The 3,433-nt window shown below is 64.2% G+C and carries 3 protein-coding genes; all 3 read right to left on the bottom strand.

The annotated features are described in order from the left end of the window. Positions 1 to 782 (bottom strand): FtsW/RodA/SpoVE family cell cycle protein (locus AC1DMG_RS20970; RefSeq protein WP_477181039.1); only part of this gene is annotated, 782 nt, incomplete at its 3' end. A 44-nt stretch (positions 783 to 826) separates the two neighbouring features. Next, a complete protein-coding gene (gene mrdA / locus AC1DMG_RS20965) occupies positions 827 to 2,836 on the bottom strand; it encodes a penicillin-binding protein 2 (RefSeq protein WP_477181038.1) in 2,010 nt (669 codons plus the stop codon). Between the two features lie 4 nt (positions 2,837 to 2,840). Then, the gene (mreD, locus tag AC1DMG_RS20960) at positions 2,841 to 3,326 is read right to left on the bottom strand and encodes a rod shape-determining protein MreD (protein WP_441605053.1); all 486 of its coding nucleotides are present in this window, start codon (positions 3,324 to 3,326) and stop codon (positions 2,841 to 2,843) included. Positions 3,327 to 3,433: the final 107 nt, after the last annotated feature.

Raw genomic sequence — 3,433 nt, 5'->3', positions numbered from 1 at the left:
AACTCCTCGGAGAACACGGCGAAGATGAAGTCGGTGGTGTGCTCGGGCAGAAAATCCAGGCGCGACTGCGTACCGTGCTGCCAGCCCTTGCCGACCACGCCGCCGGAACCCACTGCAATCTGCGACTGGATGATGTGCCAGCCGTTGCCCAGCGGATCGGACTCGGGATCAAGCAGCGTACGCACACGGTTGCGCTGGTATTCGTGCAGGAAATGCCAGGCCACCGGAATCATGCCGCCGACCACGGCCAGCAGGCTGCCGATCTTCCACCAGCGCATGCCCGAGAGGAACAGCGCGAACGCGCCGGCGGCCGACACCAGCAAGGCGGTGCCGAGATCGGGCTGTTCCGCAATCAATCCGGCCGGGATCGCGATCAGGATGCCGACCACCACGATGTCCTTCCAGCTCGGCGGCAGCTGCCGCGGATGCAGGTACCAGGCCACCATCATCGGCATGGTGAGCTTGAGCAATTCGGACGGCTGGAACGACATGATGCCCAGGTTGAGCCAGCGCTTGGATCCGCTGCGGACCTCGCCGATGCCGGCGACCACCAGCAGCAGGAACACGCTGCCGGCGAACAGYCACGGCGTCCACGTGCGCAAGGTCTGCGGCGGAATGCGCGAGATCAGCATCACCAGCACACCGCCCATGGCAAAGCGCGCCGCCTGCCCGCCGATCATCGCCATATTGCCGCCACTGGCGCTGTACAGCGTGACGAGTCCCACGCCGGCCAGCGTGATCAGGCCCAGGGCGAGCGGGATGTCCATGCGCGGCCGCTTCATCACGCGGCGCACGAGGTTCACCAGGCTTACCTGCAATTCGTCGATCACGGGTTGCCTCCGTCGTCGGGCGTCGCCGAGCTGCTGCTTTCGGCGGGCATGGCGGACAGGTCGGCAGGCGTGGCTACCGGCGTGTCTTCAGGTAGTTCCGCTGCGCTCGACGGCGGGGCCGGGCCACCTTCTGGCGTATTCGACGGCGGCACAGGGCCACCTGTGGAGGCAAGCCATGCCTCCATCACCTTGCGCACGATGGGGCCAGCATCGGAAGCGCCCCAGGCGCCCGATTCCAGCATGGCCACCACAGCGATGCGCGGTGCTTCTGCCGGCGTATAGCCGATGAACCAAGCACGGTGACGTGTCGCCAGATACGCCAAATTCTTGTTGGTGTCGTAGTCATTGCTGCGACGAGAAAAGCGTTCCGCCGTGCCGCTCTTGCCCGCCACCAAATAAGGAAAGCCAGTGAACTGTCCCTTGGCCGTACCGCCGGCTTCGTTGACCACCGCCAACATGCCCTGATTCACGACGTCCCAGTCGTGCGGTTTGTGGATGAGCGACGGACCGGAAGRCGGATTCGGCAAAGGCACAGGACGCTCCTTCACGGCAGAGGTCGCCATGACCWGGCGCGGCGCGTATGGCGTGCCATGACCGGCGAATGTTGCCGTGGCGTGCGCAAGCTGCAGCGCGGTGACGGTCCAGTAACCCTGGCCAATGCCGGCAATGATGGTTTCGCCTTGGAACCATGGAAACTTGCTGCGCGTCGCCTTCCACTCGCGCGACGGCAGAATGCCTTCGGATTCACCCAGCAGATCGATGCCCGTCTTCTTGCCGAAGCCAAGACTGCCCATCCAGCCGGCCAGGCGATCAATGCCCATGTCCAGAGCGAGGCGATAGAAATAGGTGTTGGTCGACTTCTGAATGGCGCGCACCATATTCACGGTGCCATCGCCGCCACGTGTGTCATCGCGATAACAACGCTGCTGCCCCGGTATACAGAACTCACCCGTCGACAACACCGTGTCCTCGGGACGACGAACACCGAGCTCTAGACCACCCAACGCCAGGAACGGCTTCACCGTCGAACCCGGCGGGTACGCACTCTTGAGCGCACGATTGAGCAGCGGCTTGTCTTCGGCATTCATGTAGCCGGTGTAGTCGGCCTTGCTGATGCCGTTGACGAAGAGGTTCGGGTCATAGCTCGGCACGCTGACCATCGCCAGCACCTGGCCATTGCGCGGATCGATCGCCACCGACGAACCCGGTCGACCCTGGAAGGCGTCATTGGCGGCCTTCTGCACACGCATATCGATGCTGAGGTAAAGATTCTTGCCCGGCGTGGGTGCGTGGGTTTCCAGCACACGCTGCACGCGGCCGTCGGCGTTCACTTCGACCAACTCGTAACCGGGCTCGCCGTGCAACATGTCCTCGTAGGAACGCTCCAGGCCGCTGCGGCCCACGTGGCTCGTACCTTTGTAGCGATCCGGATCAAGCCGGTTCATGTCATCGGCGTCGATGCGGCTCACATAGCCCACCACATGCGCGAACAACGGACCGTACGGATAGCGACGGGTCAGATAAGGCACCACGTCCAGGCCTGGAAAACGCCAGCGATTGATGGCGAAACGGGCAATGTCGTCTTCGGTGAGATGCAGTTTCAGCGGCACGCTGTCAAAGCGACGATTCTGCTTGAGCTGCTTCTTGAAGGCGTCGATGTCGCCGTCGTCCAGCGGTATGACCTCGCGCACGGCGGCCAGCATGGCCGGCAAGTCCTTCACCTGCTCCGGCACTACTTCCAGGCGGAACGCCGGCACGTTGTCGGCCAGCAGCACGCCGGAGCGATCAAAGATCAGGCCACGCGCCGGCGGAATCGCGCGCGGCTTCACGCGATTGTTTTCCGAGCGCAGGGCAAATTCATCGTGACGCTGCACCTGCAGGTACTGATAGCGCGCCACCAGCGTGCCAAGCCCGATAAGAATCAGCGCAAAGCCGACCATCGCGCGCACGCGGAACAGCGCGGCTTCGCCACGCGTGTCCTTGATGGAGCGTCGCCGTATGGCCATGGCGTTACTGGATGCGCAAGCGCATGCGCAGGTCGTCCATGAGCAGGAACAGGAACGGCCACAGCGCTGCGCCCACAAACGGCGAAATCCACCACGTCGCCGGCGGCAACGCGTCACCTGCAAATGTGCGCACGATCAGCAGCAAGATGCGGTCGTTCAGCAATAAGGCCAGCACGGCCAGGGTCTGCTGCCACATCGGGAAGAAACGCAGGCGCGAACGGAAGCGCAGCGCGATGAACACCAGCGCGCACAAGCGCATGGCCTGCTCACCCAGCAGTACGCCATCGAGCAGGTCCGCGCACAGGCCGATGATGAAGGCCATGCCCAGCGTCACGCGGTCGCCCGACTCCAGCGCCCAGTACAGCAGGAACAAGGCCGGCCAATACGGCTTGAACGGCTGCAGCGGCGCCGGCAGCGGAATCAGCATGGAGAGCACGGCGAACACCAAGGTGCCGACGAACCACAACAGACTGACGCGTGGTTTGCTCATGGCTGCACCGGCGGGTTCGTCGTTGAAGGCGGCGTCTGCGCCGGCGTGGTGCTGGCGCGCGGCGGCGGCGCCGCGCTGGCAGCGGGTGCCGGTGCGGGAGCCAGGTC

It is taken from the genome of Dyella sp. 01N36 (assembly GCF_056399745.1).
The sequence above is the reverse complement of the archived record's forward strand: the minus strand, read 5'-3'. Positions and strand labels throughout refer to the sequence as shown.